The organism is Janthinobacterium leeuwenhoeki (assembly GCF_051380795.1).
Taxonomy (GTDB): domain Bacteria; phylum Pseudomonadota; class Gammaproteobacteria; order Burkholderiales; family Burkholderiaceae_D; genus Janthinobacterium.
In genome coordinates this window covers 12,288-26,931 of the sequence record NZ_JBNYXT010000037.1, presented here as the reverse complement: position 1 = coordinate 26,931, position 14,644 = coordinate 12,288, and the positions used below count along the sequence as shown (strand labels likewise).

At 64.0% G+C, this 14,644-nt stretch carries 13 protein-coding genes; 9 read left to right on the top strand and 4 right to left on the bottom strand.

The annotated features are described in order from the left end of the window. The first annotated feature begins 79 nt into the window (after positions 1 to 79). Positions 80 to 1,021, top strand: a complete 942-nt coding sequence (locus tag ACQ4WS_RS21810; protein ID WP_436479107.1) for a LysR family transcriptional regulator — start codon at positions 80 to 82, stop codon at positions 1,019 to 1,021. A gap of 62 nt (positions 1,022 to 1,083) precedes the next feature. On the opposite strand, the gene ACQ4WS_RS21805 is transcribed toward ACQ4WS_RS21810, so the two are convergent. The 4 genes from ACQ4WS_RS21805 to ACQ4WS_RS21790 form a co-directional block, all read right to left on the bottom strand. Next, entirely contained in the window at positions 1,084 to 2,349 is a 1,266-nt protein-coding gene (locus ACQ4WS_RS21805; protein ID WP_436479106.1) for a DUF6445 family protein, read from the bottom strand. Between the two features lie 154 nt (positions 2,350 to 2,503). Further along, positions 2,504 to 3,235 (bottom strand): hypothetical protein, encoded by a 732-nt coding sequence (locus ACQ4WS_RS21800; protein ID WP_436479105.1) that lies wholly within the window; start codon positions 3,233 to 3,235, stop codon positions 2,504 to 2,506. 43 nt (positions 3,236 to 3,278) lie between these two features. After that, entirely contained in the window at positions 3,279 to 4,103 is an 825-nt protein-coding gene (locus ACQ4WS_RS21795) for a hypothetical protein (RefSeq protein WP_436479104.1), read from the bottom strand. A gap of 85 nt (positions 4,104 to 4,188) precedes the next feature. Further along, complete coding sequence (locus ACQ4WS_RS21790) at positions 4,189 to 5,562, bottom strand: caspase family protein (protein WP_436479103.1); 1,374 nt, start codon at positions 5,560 to 5,562, stop codon at positions 4,189 to 4,191. 185 nt (positions 5,563 to 5,747) lie between these two features. On the opposite strand from ACQ4WS_RS21790, the gene ACQ4WS_RS21785 reads away from it, so the two are divergent. The 8 genes from ACQ4WS_RS21785 (at position 5,748) to ACQ4WS_RS21750 (ending at position 14,632) form a co-directional block, all read left to right on the top strand. Then, entirely contained in the window at positions 5,748 to 6,512 is a 765-nt protein-coding gene (locus ACQ4WS_RS21785) for a hypothetical protein (RefSeq protein WP_436479102.1), read from the top strand. Then, a complete protein-coding gene (locus ACQ4WS_RS21780) occupies positions 6,509 to 7,540 on the top strand; it encodes a hypothetical protein (protein ID WP_436479101.1) in 1,032 nt (343 codons plus the stop codon). Before ACQ4WS_RS21785 ends, ACQ4WS_RS21780 begins: the two co-directional genes overlap by 4 nt. Positions 7,541 to 7,567: 27 nt before the next feature. After that, positions 7,568 to 8,425, top strand: a complete 858-nt coding sequence (locus ACQ4WS_RS21775) for a hypothetical protein (protein WP_436479100.1) — start codon at positions 7,568 to 7,570, stop codon at positions 8,423 to 8,425. 1 nt (position 8,426) lies between these two features. Further along, on the top strand, positions 8,427 to 10,031 hold the full coding sequence (locus ACQ4WS_RS21770) for a hypothetical protein (RefSeq protein ID WP_436479099.1): 1,605 nt from the start codon (positions 8,427 to 8,429) through the stop codon (positions 10,029 to 10,031). Next, entirely contained in the window at positions 10,006 to 10,917 is a 912-nt protein-coding gene (locus ACQ4WS_RS21765; RefSeq protein WP_436479098.1) for a glycerophosphodiester phosphodiesterase, read from the top strand. Before ACQ4WS_RS21770 ends, ACQ4WS_RS21765 begins: the two co-directional genes overlap by 26 nt. A 202-nt stretch (positions 10,918 to 11,119) precedes the next feature. Then, entirely contained in the window at positions 11,120 to 12,145 is a 1,026-nt protein-coding gene (locus tag ACQ4WS_RS21760; protein WP_436479097.1) for a LacI family DNA-binding transcriptional regulator, read from the top strand. Further along, positions 12,145 to 13,632: a sugar ABC transporter ATP-binding protein gene (locus ACQ4WS_RS21755; protein WP_436479096.1), complete on the top strand. Its 1,488-nt coding sequence runs from the start codon at positions 12,145 to 12,147 to the stop codon at positions 13,630 to 13,632. The genes ACQ4WS_RS21760 and ACQ4WS_RS21755 overlap by 1 nt, the downstream gene beginning before the upstream one ends. After that, a complete protein-coding gene (locus tag ACQ4WS_RS21750; RefSeq protein WP_436479095.1) occupies positions 13,613 to 14,632 on the top strand; it encodes an ABC transporter permease in 1,020 nt (339 codons plus the stop codon). The genes ACQ4WS_RS21755 and ACQ4WS_RS21750 overlap by 20 nt, the downstream gene beginning before the upstream one ends. Positions 14,633 to 14,644: the final 12 nt, after the last annotated feature.

Below are 14,644 nucleotides of genomic sequence, written 5' to 3'. Positions count from 1 at the left end.
TGACGATGCAGCAGACACACCGATATCAGTAGTATCGATATTGAATTAAAACTGATATCGATCATGATATGATTTATTCATGGATACCCTCAACCCCAACTGGTTCTTGCGAGCCCGCCTGAAGACACGGCAATTGCTGCTGTTGATCGCCCTGGACGAGCAGCGCAACATCCACCGCGCGGCGGAAGAATTGCACATGACGCAGCCGGCCGCGTCCAAGCAAATCAAGGACCTGGAAGAGATGCTGGACGTGCGCCTGTTCGACAGGTTGCCGCGCGGCATGGAGCCGACCATCTACGGCGAGACGATGATACGCCACGCGCGCATGGCCCTGACGAGCCTGTCGCTGGCGCATGACGACATCGTCGCCCTGAAGTCGGGCCTGACGGGCCAGGTGGAAGTGGGCGTCATCATGACGCCGGCCATGGCCTTGCTGCCGCGCGCGATTGCCCGCATCAAGCAGCAGGCGCCTTTGATGCGCATCGGCGTGCACCTGGAGCACAGCAACACACTGATGGACATGTTGCAGCATGGCACGCTGGACTTCATGATCGGGCGCATCCTGGAAAAGGAAAGCAGCGCCGGCCTCATCTACGAGGAATTGACGGAAGAGCCGGCCAGCGCCGTGGCGCGCAATGGCCACCCGCTGCTGTCGCGCAAGAATCTGCAATTGAAGGATTTGGCGCGCCAGCCGTGGATCTTGCCGCCGCAAGGCAGCATCCTGCGCCACCGTTTCGACATGATGTTCCGCCGCGCGAGCCTGGAGCCGCCTGTCGACGTGGTCGACACCACCGCCTTGCTCCTGATCACGTCCTTACTGCAGCAGACGGATTCGCTGCACGTGATGCCGACGGAAGTGGCGCATTACTACGAGTCGTTGAACGTGCTGAGCATCTTGCCCATCGAATTGCCGTGCAAGATGGATGCGTTCGGCATTATCCGGCAGCAGGACCATTTGCTGTCGCCGGGAGCGGATATGCTGTTGAAAGCCGTGCGGGCGACGGCGGCGGATATGTATTAAACCCAACGGCAAATGCTGGGGTCAGCCCCTCAGGGTCTGACCCCGGATTCTGCTTTGGGGTTTTAATCGGGCACTTCAAAAAAGAACAGCTGCACCAGGCGCCCATTCTCCGGCGTGTCGCCAAACACATTGCTGATCGAGTGAAAGTAGTGGCCCTTGTACACGATCAGGCGGTTGTGGCGCATGGGCACTTCCAGCAGCGCTTGCCAACTGTCGCGCTGTTCCTGCAAGTCGTTGAATTTCTGCACTTTGCTGTTCGGCAGCCAGCGCTTCTGGAAATCCTTGAAGCTGGCGTAGCCGCCCGCTTTCACGTCCGCCTCGGGCAAGCGCCGGTACCAGCCGCTGGGCTGGTGGCGCCAGAAGGTGGTGCCGCCCTGGCATTGCTCGGGCGGGTTCAGATACAGCACGCCCGCATAGAAATTGAAATTGTTGCCCGTCTCGTTATCCACATGGATATCCGTGCGCGCCATCGCATCCGCATAGCTGAGGCGGTAGGAGCCATTGTCGGGAGAAATGAAACGGATGGGACGGCCCAGCGCCGAAGCGATGCGTTCCATGATGGCTTGGCAAGGCTGGCCCGCCGTCTGGCTGCCCGGATAGTTTTGGCCCGCATAGCGCTGCTGTTCGAACGGCAGAGCCAGCGCCTGCGCGCGCCAGGCGGTGGGATCAGGCAGGAAATCGTCGAGGATGTGCAGGTCGGTTTCACGCAGGAAATCGTGCAGCGATGGCGCGACGTTGATCGGTGTCAAAGTCTCTGCCTGTTCCGCTTGCGGACTGGCAAAACCGATGCGGCACGTTTGCGCCAGCGCCGGGTGCAGCGCCAGGGCCTGCGCATAGCGTGCCAGCGCCAGTTCCTGCTGTCCCGTGCGGTAATACAGCTCGGCCAGTCCCTGCAGGGTTTGCCATCGCTGCGGGCGCAGGGCGTGGGCCCGTTCCAGTTCGGCGATGGTCTCCATCAGACGCTGTTTTCCCAGCAGCAATTCCGCGTGAAGAATGGCGAAATCATGCTCGTGCGGCGCCAGCCGCGCCGCCGTGGCGTAGCTGGCCAGCGCCGCTTCGCTGTCCGTGCCGCGCAGCACGTTGCCCAGGTTGTAGTGGAACAGGGCGTTGTCGGGTTGCTGCTTGAGCGATAGTTTTAGTAAACCCAGGCCGATGGCGCCCTGGCCCAGCTCCAGCATCGTCAGTCCCTGGAAATGCTGTGCTTCGGCCAGGGCCGGGTTCAGTTTATAGGCGGCCTGGTAGGCGTTGATCGCCTCGATCAGCTTGCCTTGCTGCTGCAGCCGTTGCCCGTTTGCCAGTTGTTGTTCCGCCTGTGTTGGTTCGCCCATGTCTCACTCTCGATGTTGTTGGCGAATAGTGTAACTGCAAGTGACGAGGTCGTGAACCCAAAACGCAGGCTGAGGTCGGACCCTGCGGGGGAAAGCGCCCCAATGGGGCACTTTCCGATCGCGCAGCGACCGACCCCGGTACCTGACCTGGGGTTTACATCGCTTGTTGAACAGGAATTTCTTCCCCGTTCAGCTTGATCGCCACCTTGACGATCTGCGCCTTGACCTGGTTGCTGGCCATGTCCGCTTCCTGGGCGTAGGCATACACGATGATGGCGAAGTCCTTGTAGCCGCTGCGCGCCGCCTCGATCTTGCGCGCCGCCTCCTGCTCCACTTTCAGCAAAGAATAACCGTCGCCATTCGTGAACGCCAGCTTGTAGTCGCCGTTGTCGTACATGTAGTAATACGTGCCCGCTTCGGCGAACTTGGCGGGGAAGGCTGCCTTGTCCATCGCGTACGGCGACAGCGCGCCCTGGCCATTGATCTGGTAGCGCAGGTAGCGTTTGGTTTTCGCTTCGCTGACCTTGGCGTCGATCTGCGGTTTCAGCGCGTCGAGCACTTCCTGCTTGCGAAAGGTATCGTTGCTGCCCGCATAGTCGCGCGAGATGCGCTGCGCCACGGCCGCATAGTCGGGCGGCACGCCGGACAGGGCGATGTAGCTGTACATCAACTGGTTGCCGCTGGTGATGTCGACATAGCTGGACGTTGGCGTGGCAGCGTCCGCTTGCGGCAGGCTGGCGGCGGCCGCCTTCACTTGCGCCTTGGCGGCCAGGTCGGCGACATTCGCTGCGACGGGGGCAGAAGCGACTGGTGTGGCCTTATCTGTCTTGCCGCAGGCGGACAGGATCACGGCGATGGCGAGCAGGGCGGGGAGAGTGCGGTTCATGGTATTTCCTTCAGTATGAGTGTGTGTAGGGGGAATGCAGGGCTTAGCCGATGGTCTTGCGTTTGTATTCGCCAAGGCCGTAAGCGGCCAGGACGATGGAAGACGCCAGCACCAGGTAAAAGCCGATACCAAACGACAAGCCTTGCCACACTTGTCCCAGCATTTCGCTGGCCATCTGCTCGGCCATGCGGGCCGCGCGGCTACCCATGATGCCGCCCATGGCGTTGCCCGCATCGCTGACGGCGCCTTTGATCTTGATCAACAGCAAGCTGCTGTGGATGACGACGAACAGCAGCGGTGCGCACTTGCCCAGCGCCGCTTTCGGGTGCTTGCTGGCCATGGTGGCGCAGCAGGCGGCAATGGCCAGCAGGAAAAAGAATTGCGCGGAGGTAAAACCGCCGCCGCCATCGCGGGCAAAGCTTTCCAGGCTGTCGGCGGACAGGCCCAGCAGCTGCCAATAAGTGCGCGAAACGGAGGTGAACAAACGGATGCCGAGGGTGTTGAAGATAAAGGCGCCGGCGATCAGGACGCCCAGGCTGGCCAGCACCTTGATGCCCAAGGAGGACACGGCCTGGCCCCACAGTTGCTGGCCCTTGTCGCGCGCCAGCTTGGCCGCGCCGGCCATCTCTTCCTGCGCCAGTTGCTGCGTTGCCACGGCGCTGACGCTGGCGAGGCTGCCGGCGTCATCGAAGCGCACGTCGACGACGGCGTTGATGGCGGGCGCCACGTCCGAGCGCCAGTGGGTACTGACGTCGAAAACATGTTGAATGCCGGCCACGCTGACGGAACCTTGTCCGCTCGGTTGGTAGGCGAGGATGCGGCCCCGTTGGCCGGTGCTAATGGTTGCTGCCGTGCTCGATGCTTGCATGGGATTTCCCTGGTCACTGTCATGCTGTATTGCATGTACCCACGGATAACGGGGGCAGTTCAGGGAAATCTAAAATTATTTTGAATTATTTTTTTTGCGGCTGCAGCAAGTCCTTGGCAGCGCCCTGGTAATCCTTCATCAAGCCCATGAAGGCGTCCTGCAAATGCCGTGCAGCATCCTGCGGCGGCGCGCCCGTGCGCCGGGCCAGGTCAAATTTATACGCATGGGCGGCCGTGTAGCCTGCTTGCGAGGCGGCGTCCAGCAGCACGCCGGCCCGTTTCAATGAGGCGGGGTCGCCCTTGACCATCAGCAATTCGGCCAGATAGGTCTGGGCGATGGGAAAGTCTTTCGCGGCCGCCTTTTCCAGCCACTGCATGCCCGTTTTCGGCTGTTTGATGCCGGCATCGCCACCGCCGATGCCATAGCCGAGGGCCGTCAGCGCCACCAGGTCGCCACTGCGCGCGCGCTTTTCCAGCTGCAGGCGGGGAAACGGCCGTGCCGCGATCTGCATGCGGATTTCATAGTTGATGTCTTGCAGTACATTGCCAGGCCACACCTTGGCGCCGGGGGCGGCCGGCTTTTCCACCGCTGGCGCAGGAGAGCGCACGCCGCCCTGCGCACCGGCCAGCACGCTGGCTGGAGGCTGGCTGACGCCCTTGCCGCTGCCCATGTTCAGCACCAGGCGCGCCGACGTTTCGCCAAACGACACGCGGGTTTTTTGCACGTCGTGCGTCATGGCGGCCACTCTTGCCGCCACTTGCGAAAACACATCGCTCATGCTCAAGCCCGGCGCATCGAGCGCGTCGAGCAGGGCGCTCGTGTAGGGGCTGTTGCGCGAATCGGGCGACCAGAAATCGCGCGCCAGGGCGCCCGGTCCCGCCGAATAGGCGATTACCACGCCGCGTGGAGCGGCCGTATCTGCAAAGCCGTGGCTGGCCGCGTTGCCGCCACCGGGCACGGGCACCATTGCACCGCCGCGCGTATATTCCTGACGGCAAGCATCAAGGATCAGCACGGCGCCGCGCGCGCCCGTGCGCTGCAAGTCGCCCGCCAGGCTGGCGACGGACACGCCCTGCGCGGCGATGGCGGCGGCGCTGAGCGCCTGCATGTTGGCGCCCAGCGGCAACACATAGTTGGCTTCGCCCGCCTGCGCGCCGTGGCCCGCGTAAAACACGAGGGCGATATCGGCGCCGCGCGCCTGCGTGGAAAACTCGGCCGACGCCTTTTGTAGCTGTTGCGCATTGATGTCCGTGCGCAACAGCACGTCAAAGCCCAGGCGGCGCAGGCGTTCGGCCATGGCGCGCGCATCGTTCACGGGATTCAATAGCGGCTGCGGATAGGCCGCGTTGCCGATCACCAGGGCGATGCGCTTGCCGGCAGCCGCTGGCACGGCGGCGTGCGCCATGTTGCTGCCCAGTAAAAAGAACAGGCTGAAAAACAGGGGAATCAGGCGGTGCATCGGGGTCTCGGGAATTGTCGTGAAAGTAACAAAAGTTAGCGATTTCCCGTACGGTATGAGAAAATTGCCTGAATGCATTTTACCTGACTGACAAGTTTGTCTTGTTGTCCAGCGTATTCCTCTTTACCGGTCAGCCTTGCTCCCGGCCAATGGCGCGTGCCGCCCAACACACGATCGGACCGGCTGTGCAATCGGAACAATTTGAACGGATTCATGCTTTCTGGACCCGCCGCCTGCAGCTGACACAAGGCGAACTGGGCGAGTTTTACCAGCGCGTCATCGCCGCGCTGACGCCATGCCGCCCGCGCGAGGCGGCGTCGCTGGGCGACTCGCTGGCCGACTTGCGCCACCAGTTTTTCATCGAAAAAGTCCTGCACAGCGACAGCGAGGCCGCGCCCCACCACGTCGGCGCTTTGTTCCTGTACTTCAAGCGCTTCATCATCGACCAGCTGCGCAAGCAGCGCGATGACGAAGATGCCGATGCGCAGGAAGGCTGCGACTTGCGCGCGCCCGACGCCTATGCCGAACCGTTGCGCGACTACCAGCTGACGCCACAGCAGGTGCGTGACGCGGCCGACGTTTTTATCGCCACCTTGCCGCGCGACTTGATTTTGCTGCTGCGCCATTGCGGCTGCGGCGGCATGCCCGTCAAGGAACTGGCCGAGCAGATCGCTTCCGCGCATTACCACGGCGGCAAGCTGGGCCTGGTGCACAAGCAGAAGGGCGAGGCCAATAGCGCGGGACGCCAGATCGTCGAACCGGCCCACCGCGCCACCTTGCTGGGCAGCTGGGTCTTGAGCCTGCTCAAGCTGCGCGTGGGAGATGCCTTGGCCGCGCGCGACATGCAGGCGGCGCAAATAGTTTTGGATATTTTGTGCGTGGCCGCGTTATCCCTGCACATGGACCCCATGTCTACCCACCCGAATACTGATGAAAGGCCACCGGCATGACTGCATTGACGCCCACACTGGCCATCGTTGCCGCGCGCCTGCCGTCGCCCCCGACTTCCATCGACATGCTGGATGGTGAGGTGGAGGGCACTACCCCCGATTGGCGCGGCATTGCCGTGCCGGAACACGTACTGGCCCGCTTTGCGCGCCGCAGCGATGCCGCGCCGCTGGCCGCCCGCCCCATCGCCGGTGGACAGATTCACTTGCTGGCGCGCCATCCCGGCTTCGGCGCCGTTCTGCTCGATGCCTGGGACAGTACGCGGCAGCGCTGGCGCGGCTGGCTCGTCACGCCCGACACAGCGTATGCGGACGCCTGCGGCCTGGTGGTCGAGGAGCGCGACGCGCCCGCCGATCCGCGCGCGGGCCTGGTGCTGTGCGACATGCCCGTGAATCTGGCCGTGACGGACCTGGGCGCCTGCCTGGGCGTGTTCAGCCAGGAGCGCCTGCAGGCGGCGCGCTGGCTGGAAACGCATGGCCGCGCCAATGCCGCCCCGGCGGCGCCGGGCGTGATCGCCCGCGTGGCCTTGCCCGGCGACGACTATGCGCTGACGGGCACGCCCCTGTCGAGCGAGCTGGGCAAGGATGGCCGCGTGGCCTACCGCCAATTGCTGCGCCAGGGGCTGCAGCAGTTGCAGATCGCACCGGCCGATGCGCTGGCACCGGTAGCTAAGCCGGTGCAGGCGGCCAATGCCAGCCGCTGGCTGAAGCTCGTCACGGCCGTGGCCGCCGGCGTGATGGTGGTGCAATCGGCGTGGCTGTTCCTGCCGAAAGAGAATGCTGTCGTCGGCAATGCGGAGTTCCGCAACGGTGCTCCACAACGCAGCGGCGTCGAGACGGGTGTGCGCACGCGCGTGTTGTTCCGCGCCGAGGCGACCGAGGCGGAAATCCGCACCTGGTTGCAGCGCGAGCAGCTGGAAATCGTCGCCGGCCCGGACACCCTGGGCGCCTTTACCCTGCTGTCGCGCGACCGCCAGAAAGTCTTGCCGCCGCCAGGACCGGGCAATCCGCTGGCCGTGATCCATCCCTGACCCCGAAATAAGAGAAAGTTATCCAGCATGACAACGTATAAGAATTTTGCATCTGCGCACTGGCGCAAATTGATCGCCGGCGTGGCAGTTGGCGTCCTGTTGACGGGTTGCGCCATGACGCCGAATGGCCGTGGCGGCGTGATGGTGGGCCTGGATACGGCCGAGCTGTTCGGCACGCCGATGTCCACCTTCCGCTTGCGCGACGGCACGGAAGGCACCTTGCGCAAGGATCCGAAGGGCAAGTATTCGATCAAGCTGTCGCAGGCGTTTCGCGTCGTGCCGCTGGCCAACGCCATCACGGCCCGCGTGGCGCGCGTGGAAAACGTGGGCGAGCGCACCGTCGTGATCGTGGAAACCCAGGAGCGCGGCTGCGCCTACCGCTATGAAGTGCTGGCTTTCCAGGGCACGGACGTGCTGCAGTGGACGGTCGGCAATTGCAAGGACCGTCCCCGCGTGGAACTGGCGGCGGACGCGAAATCGCTGAATATCGACTTCCCCAACTACAACCGTTTGTCGCGCATGATTTACACGGACAATCGCCTGCTCAACGCCAGCGTGGCCGTGCCGCCGGGCGTCGATACGCGCGCCCAGCCGTTTGCCGATGACGCCTTGCGCGCCACGGGCCCCGTCATCGCCAGCATGCCTGGCGACAACAACGGGCGCGTGATCCCGGCGCCGCCGGCTGCGGCCCCGGCGCCTGCCGCCGCGCCGAAAGCGGGCCGCCGCGCCAGCGCCAAGCCGCGCCGCCAGGAAACGCCGGCCAGGGCGGTGGCGCCCGCCGCCATCAGCCTGCCTGCACCGCGCAGCGCGGCGCCTGCCCCCGCGGCGCCGATGATCTTCCAGGCTGAAGAGATCAAGCCCGTCGTCATCGATTTGAGGAAATAAAATGGCCGCGAGTTTGCGCAGTCTGCAAATCCGGCAGACCCTGATCCTGATCGTTCTGACGATGATGTACCTGTGCTTCGAGCTGGGCTTCAATGCCCGCTTGCTCGATGTGGTGGGCGGCAATGTCAAGCCGGAAGACGTGGAAGGGGTGGAATTCTATGGCCGCAGCCTGTCCGGCATCGCTGCCGCGCTGGTGGTGCTGCAGCTGATGTGGCGCCGCCGCCTGAAGAACAATGGCAGCGGCCCTGGCTGGGTAAAAATCCTCGTTTGCTGCCTGGTCACGGCCGGCGTCGTCTTCGGCGTGCTGAAAACCACGGTGAATGTGCTGGTCAACACGCGCGACGCGGAATTTCGCCGCATGGCCTTCAACACCACCTTGCTGCAGCGCTCGCTGGTAGGCGGCAGCTTGCAGCTGCAGGGCCTGGTCGACGATCCCACCCTGTTCGCCAAGCCGGAAGGCAAGTCTTTCCTGGCCCTGTTCCCCTTCCTGGCCGTGTCGGTGCGCCATCTTGACGAGCGCATGGGGCCGGCCAAGGAGCAGCTGGTGCGCGCCAACGTGCGCCAGGTGGCAGGCGGCCCGTCCGGCTACTATGACAAATATCCGGAAGCCATGCGCGAGCTGGCCGGCAAGTGGGAATTGTATGCGGGCATCATCCCCGACAGCGATGCCGGTTTGCTGGCCAAGCAGCAATCCTCGTGGCAGGAATATGTGAGCAGCCTGTCGCGCCGTGGCTGGCAGCCGCATTCGGTGCCGATGCGGCGCCAGGCGGCCGTCGTCAATAATGTGCGCAAGAAAGTGCCCGTGCCCGCCAACTGGCGTACCGACGACGAGCGGGGCTTCCGCGCCGCCGTCAAGCGCCGCTATGCGGCCGAGGCTGCCAGCAAGGGCGTTACCGTGCGCGGCGAGCGCATCCCGCCGGGCTTGCCGTTTGCCGCCTTTGTCGCGCGCCCCGGCGTGCAGGCGCAATTGCGCGAAGCCTTGAAACTGCCGGCTGGCGCCACGGTGCAGGCATCGTATGCCAGTCCCGCCGAGTTCGGGCGCCTGTTCGAGCAGTTCCTGGATCGCCAGACGGCGGAAAAACTGGTGGAATACCGCGCCAGCCGCGCGGATTTCGAGCAGGGTGGCAGGTTCTTCCATGAGGGCAAGGAAGCGGCGCGCGCCGCCATCGTGCCGCCCGTGGCCCTGTTCTTCTCGCTGCTGGGCGCCATCGGTCACTTTTCCAAATTGCTGTATTTGATTGCCACCGTCGTATTATTGCTGCTGGCCATGCGCCGTGGCGAGCAGGCGGGCGCCGATGGACAGCTGAGCCGCCGTTCCGCCTGGATCGCCACGGGCGTGCTGGCGACGGCCTTTGCGGGTACCTGGGGTATCTTGTCGGTGCTCGACAACAACGTCACGCGCAGCGAGCTGTTCCGGCAAATGCTGGACTGGACGCGCCAGGGCGAGCCCGACAGCACGCGCTGGAATCTCGCCGGCAAGGCCATCCTGGCCAATATCACGCACGTCGTGGCGGTGGGGCAGGGCTACAGCTACCCCGTCAACGAAGCGATCCGCATCCATGTTTTGCAGGGAATTCATTATGGCTATCACGCGCAACAAAAATAAGGCGGCCGCGCTGGCCGTGCTGCTCAGCATGGCCAGCACGGCTGTCCAGGCCGACTGCCTGGGCATGAAGGTGCACGCCCACCGTGGCGCCGGCAATGCGCCGGAAAACTCGCTGAGCGCGCTGCGCAACACGTATTTCGGCACTTGGGACGGCGTCGAGACGGATTTGCAGCTGCTGGGCGACGGCAGCTGGGTGGTGCACCACGATTTGCTGACGGGGAGAGTCGTCGACACGGGATCGCCGCGCACCGTCAAGCAGTTGACGGCCGACGACTGGCGCGCCGCCAGCATGAAGAACCGTGGCGTGGCCACGCCGGAAACGCCGCCGTTCGTCAGCGATGTCGCCGACCTGGCCACGGCGTTCCCGGCCAAAACCCTGAATGCGGAAATCAAGGATGTCGTGTCGTCATGCGCGCCCATCGCCACCCTGGTGGGGCAGTTGCGCGCGAACATCAAGCATGGCAACTGGTTCTTGACCTCGGGCGTGCCGAACAACCTGGCGTGCGCGCGCCGCGCCGATCCGCAGGGTTATCTGGGTTTGCTGGTGTTTGACGCGCGCCATGCGCAGGCGGCCGGCGCCAACCGGGTCAGCCGCTATATCGCGAAAAATGCCCGTCCGCCCAAGCTGGACAAGCCGTGGCTGCAGCGCGTGCAGCAGCAGATTGGCATGCCCACGGGCGTGCACGTGGATGCGCGCAGCCTGGACGCCAATCCGAATTTGCTGGGCGACGCGGCCAGTCTGAACATGCCCGTCTTCGTGTATGCCGTCGATGGCGATTCGGCCCTGGCCGCATCCTTGCTGCGCGCCCAGCAGCGCAACCACCGCTGGCCCAGCGGCGTCATTCTTGACGGCAATCCCGAGACGTTTTGTGCGCTGATGAAATAAGTTCTCCCTGATCTGCTGCACGGCGTTTTGCCGTGCAGCAGAATACCTCGCCGCCACAGAAATAGCCGCTTGCGGCGGGCCCGTGCAGGGCCCCTTTTGTGCCACTTTCCTGCCTCTTTTGCGCAGCGCAGCATCGATAGTGTTTGCATCGGGCGCGCGGCTGGCTTATAAATGTAATCGATTACATTTATATGAAAACCCCATGCAGCCAGCCGTTCCTTCTCCTTTGCCGACAGAAACCGTCTCCATCAGCGCCGTCGCCGCGCATGCGGGCGTGTCGGTGGCCACCGTCTCGCGCGTGATGAACGAGCAGGCAGGCGTGCGGGCGCCCACGCGCGACAAGGTGCTGGCGTCCGTGGCGGCGCTGGGCTACCGCATGAACCACCTGGCGCGCAGCCTGCGCACGGCCGAGAGCCGCATGCTGCTGACCATGGTGCCCGACGTGGGCAACCCATTCTATGCGCAGATCGTGCGCGGCATCGACACGGTGGCGCGCGAACACGGTTACTTTGTGCTGCTGTGCGACACGGGCGCCGACGCGGGCCGCGAACGCTCGTACTTCGACTTGCTGCGCATGCACCGCGCCGACGGCGCCATCTGCCTCGACCCGGACACGGTGCAGCATGCCCTGTCGCATGAGTCCGTCAGCCTGCCATGGGTGGCGTGCTGCGAATTCGATCCCGCCGTGGCCGTGCCCTATGTCGGCATCGACAATCACCGCGCCGCCTCCGACGCCGTCGCGCATCTGCTGTCGCGTGGCCATACGCGTATCGGCTTGATCAATTCGGATGAACGCTATCTGTACGCGCGGCAACGCCAGCAAGGCTATCTGGATACCCTGGCGGGGGCCGGCCTGCCCGTGCAGCCGCAATGGGTGCATACGGTGCAAAGCCTCGACTATGAAGCGGGCACGGCCGCCACTTTGCGGATGATGGCGGGACCGGATGCGCCCACGGCCATCTTTGCCGTCTCCGACACCCTGGCCATAGGCGTGCTGAGCGCACTGCGCCAGTTGAACAAGCGCGTGCCGGAAGACGTGGCCGTCATCGGCTTCGACGATATCGCCATCGCGGCGCAGATAGCTCCCGGCCTGACCACCATCGCGCAGCCGATGCGCGAGCTGGGCGAGACGGCGGCGCGATTATTGCTGCAGCGCCTGGCCAACCCGGCGGCCAGTGTGCCTGGCGTGCTGCTGCAACACCGATTAATTCTGCGAGGGAGTGCATAGTGAGCGTTGCCGTCGGTTTCGAGGGGGTCTGCAAGGATTTCGGCCCCGTGCGCGTCTTGCATGGCGTCAGTTTTACCTTGTCGCCCGGGCGCGTGTATGGCTTGCTGGGCGAAAACGGCGCCGGCAAGTCGACCCTGATGAAAATCCTCGCTGGCTACGAGAGCGTGAGCGAGGGGCAACTGCTGATCGATGGCCAGCCCCGGCATTTCACCAGTTCGCGCGCGGCGGAGAGCGCCGGCATCGTGCTGATCCACCAGGAATTCAACCTGGCTGAACACTTGACGGTGGCGCAGAACATGTTTCTGGGCCACGAAAAGACGCGCGGCTGGCTGCTCGACGAGGCCGCCATGCGCGCAGAGGCGTCGCGCTATTTGAAACAGGTGGGCCTGGAGGTCTCGCCCGACACGACAATCCGCGACCTCATCGTGGCTGAAAAGCAGCTTGTGGAAATCGCCAAGGCCCTGTCGCGCCGTGCCCGCTTTTTGATCATGGACGAGCCGACCGCCACCCTGACGTCGTCGGAAACCCAGCGCCTGTTCGCCGTCATGGCGCAGCTGAAAGCGGATGGCGTCACCATTTTGTATATCTCGCACAAGCTCGATGAAGTCGAGCGCAACACGGATGAGGTCATCGTCATGCGCGACGGGCGTTTCGTCACGCGCGAGCCGACGGCCAGCCTCACGCGCCAGCAGATGGCGAACCTGATGGTGGGGCGCGAACTGTCTGACATGTTTCCCGCGAAAGCGGCGCTGGCCGCAGACGCGCCCGTGCTCCTGAAAGTGGAGGGTTTGTGCGTGCCCGGCTGGTCGAAAGACCTGTCGTTCGAGGTGCGCGCCGGTGAAGTGCTGGGCTTTGCGGGCCTGGTGGGCGCGGGGCGCACGGAATCGTTCGAAGCCTTGCTGGGCTTGCGTCCGCGCAGCGCGGGTGTGATTCATCTCAATGGCCAGCCGGTGGACATCCGCACGCCGCGTGAAGCCATGCAGCACGGCATGACATACCTGAGCGAAGACCGCAAGGGCAAGGGCTTGCACGTGAATCTGGGTTTGCGGGAAAACCTCACCATGATGACGATGGAGCGCTATGCGCAGCCCTGGCTGAACTTGAAAGCGGAAAAGGGGGCGCTGGCCAAGGCGGTGCTTGACTTCAATATCCGCACGGGCGACCTGGACAGCCGCGCGCGCATGCTGTCCGGCGGCAACCAGCAAAAGCTGGCGCTGGCGAAATACCTGCATTCGGATCCACGTGTCGTCGTGCTCGACGAGCCGAGCCGTGGCGTGGACGTGGGCGCCAAGCGCGACATTTATTTTTTGATACACCGCCTGGCCGCCGAAGGGCGCGCCGTGATCGTGATCTCGTCCGAACTGATCGAATTGATCGGCTTGTGCCACCGCGTCGCGGTGATGCGCGCCGGTACCTTGCAAGCCACCCTGTCTGCTGACCACCTGACCGAAGAGGAGTTGATTGCCCATGCAACCGGCACGCACTGACACCACCGTATCCCCGCTTGCCGCCGCCGTTGCCAGCTTTGGCGCGCGCATCAAGGGCTTAGGCCCCGTGCTTGGCCTGCTGGCCCTATGCATCGCGGGCACCTTGCTCAATGGCGATTTCGCCACCCTGGACAATCTGATGAACGTGTTCACGCGCACGGCCTTCATCGGCATCATCGCCGTCGGCATGACCTTCGTGATTATCTCGGGCGGCATCGACCTGTCCGTCGGTTCCATGGCGGCCCTGATCGCCGGCTGCATGATTTATTTCATGAATGCGCTGGCGCAAGGTGCAGGCGGCGACCTGGCGCCGATCACCATGCTGGTGCTGGGCATCGCCATGGCATTGATCCTGGGCGCCGGCTTTGGGCTGATGCACGGCTTGCTCATCAGCAAGGGCAATATCGAACCGTTCATCGTCACCCTGGGCACCTTGGGCATCTTCCGCGCCGTATTGACCTACCTGGCCGACGGCGGCGCCCTGACCCTGGACGCGACCCTGTCCGAGCTGTACAGCCCCGTGTATTACACCAGCGTGCTGGGCGCGCCAATACCGATCTGGATTTTTCTGATCGTTGCGGCGGCCGGCGCCATCATCCTCAACCGCACGACGTTTGGCCGCCATGTGCAGGCGATTGGTTCCAACGAGCAAGTGGCGCGCTATGCGGCCATCCATGTCGACAAGGTCAAGATCGCCACCTACATGTTGCTGGGCGTGTGCGTGGGCATCGCCACGGTGCTGTACGTGCCGCGCCTGGGTTCGGCCACGCCGACCACGGGCTTGCTGTGGGAACTCGAAGCGATCGCCGCCGTTGTCGTGGGCGGCACGGCCCTGAAGGGGGGAGAAGGGCGCATCGTCGGCACCGTGATCGGCGCCATCCTCTTGTCCGTGATCAGCAATATCCTGAATTTGACCAGCATCATCAGTGTCTACCTGAATGCCGCAGTGCAAGGCGTGGTGATCATCGCCGTCGCCTTCCTGCAGCGAGGCCGCAAATAAAAAAACAGCGGC

Bases quoted from the DNA above. Each gene is read 5' to 3' on its own strand.
- ACQ4WS_RS21810 (WP_436479107.1), top strand. From the start codon at position 80: ATGGATACCCTCAACCCCAACTGGTTCTTGCGAGCCCGCCTGAAGACA.
- ACQ4WS_RS21805 (WP_436479106.1), bottom strand. From the start codon at position 2,349: ATGGGCGAACCAACACAGGCGGAACAACAACTGGCAAACGGGCAACGG.
- ACQ4WS_RS21800 (WP_436479105.1), bottom strand. From the start codon at position 3,235: ATGAACCGCACTCTCCCCGCCCTGCTCGCCATCGCCGTGATCCTGTCC.
- ACQ4WS_RS21795 (WP_436479104.1), bottom strand. From the start codon at position 4,103: ATGCAAGCATCGAGCACGGCAGCAACCATTAGCACCGGCCAACGGGGC.
- ACQ4WS_RS21790 (WP_436479103.1), bottom strand. From the start codon at position 5,562: ATGCACCGCCTGATTCCCCTGTTTTTCAGCCTGTTCTTTTTACTGGGC.
- ACQ4WS_RS21780 (WP_436479101.1), top strand. From the start codon at position 6,509: ATGACTGCATTGACGCCCACACTGGCCATCGTTGCCGCGCGCCTGCCG.
- ACQ4WS_RS21775 (WP_436479100.1), top strand. From the start codon at position 7,568: ATGACAACGTATAAGAATTTTGCATCTGCGCACTGGCGCAAATTGATC.
- ACQ4WS_RS21770 (WP_436479099.1), top strand. From the start codon at position 8,427: ATGGCCGCGAGTTTGCGCAGTCTGCAAATCCGGCAGACCCTGATCCTG.
- ACQ4WS_RS21765 (WP_436479098.1), top strand. From the start codon at position 10,006: ATGGCTATCACGCGCAACAAAAATAAGGCGGCCGCGCTGGCCGTGCTG.
- ACQ4WS_RS21760 (WP_436479097.1), top strand. From the start codon at position 11,120: ATGCAGCCAGCCGTTCCTTCTCCTTTGCCGACAGAAACCGTCTCCATC.
- ACQ4WS_RS21750 (WP_436479095.1), top strand. From the start codon at position 13,613: ATGCAACCGGCACGCACTGACACCACCGTATCCCCGCTTGCCGCCGCC.